1 protein-coding gene and 2 pseudogenes are annotated in these 865 nt (G+C 60.5%); all 3 read right to left on the bottom strand.

All coding sequences use genetic code 11. The annotated features are described in order from the left end of the window. Positions 1–242 (bottom strand): annotated as a pseudogene (locus tag TR36_RS16480) (hypothetical protein); the annotation flags it as partial. Next, the gene (locus TR36_RS14015) at positions 160–366 is read right to left on the bottom strand and encodes a hypothetical protein (RefSeq protein ID WP_045393879.1); all 207 of its coding nucleotides are present in this window, start codon (positions 364–366) and stop codon (positions 160–162) included. The gene TR36_RS14015 and the pseudogene TR36_RS16480, both read right to left, overlap by 83 nt. 331 nt (positions 367–697) lie before the next feature. After that, positions 698–865, bottom strand: a pseudogene (locus TR36_RS15140) (ABC transporter permease subunit); the annotation flags it as partial.

Below are 865 nucleotides of genomic sequence, written 5' to 3'. Positions count from 1 at the left end.
GGCGATGCCGGTATTGGTCCCGGGCGGGCAAGATCAATCACCAGCCCAATGGGGGAATCGACGTAATTGACCATGTCCTTGCCATCACCGCCCACCAGAAAGTCTGCTCCGGCCCCGCCGATCAAGGTATCGTTGCCGGCGCCGCCGTCCAGCGTATCATCACCGCCAAAGCCGCGTAAAAGGTCGTTTCCACCCTGCCCATACCGAAAGCACGATGCGCGCGACCTCTCCGGTTTCGGGATTTCCCTGTTCCAGCGTCACCTGATCCTCGAACGCCTGGATCACCACATCCTCTTCAAGATGGGCGGTCCCCTCGTCGATCAGGGTGATCACTGTCGCGTCAAATTCGTGTTCGATTGTAAACATGATCCGACGCTATTGCGGCTGGACAAGCGACGCCACAGAAATATCTAGACGATACAAATTGTTTGCAGGATGCGGGGGAGCGGGCGAATGCAGAAGGTGATGATGGCGGCAGGCCTGTTTGCGTTGGCCGCATGCGAACCGCTCCCCCAGTCATCGCAATATCCCTCTGGCCACAACAACGGCACCTGCGTGGCAGAGCCGGGCCCGAAGCTGAGCCCGGCTGCTGCGCGCAGCGCCTTCTACGACTGCCGAGGCGCGGGTGGAACCCGTGGCGGAGCAGATTTGCCGGGAACGTACACGCGGTGCCAACTGTGACTTTTTTGATCTCACAGAAGAAGCGTGCCAGCGGACCCGCACCGTCCATCTCGGAGGCTTCGAGCTGTTCGCTATCCAGCGACTGCAGGGCGGTCAGCAGGATCAGCGTTGCAAAGGGCAGCCACTGCCAGGAAACGATCAGGATGATCGACAGCAGCGGCGCATGCGCCAGAAAGTCGAACGC

The organism is Falsirhodobacter sp. alg1, assembly GCF_000739715.2.
Classification (GTDB): Bacteria; Pseudomonadota; Alphaproteobacteria; order Rhodobacterales; family Rhodobacteraceae; genus Falsirhodobacter.
Note: the sequence above shows the minus strand (reverse complement) of the source record. Positions and strands in the feature narration are given on the sequence as shown.

Bases quoted from the DNA above. Each gene is read 5' to 3' on its own strand.
- TR36_RS14015 (WP_045393879.1), bottom strand. From the start codon at position 366: ATGTTTACAATCGAACACGAATTTGACGCGACAGTGATCACCCTGATC.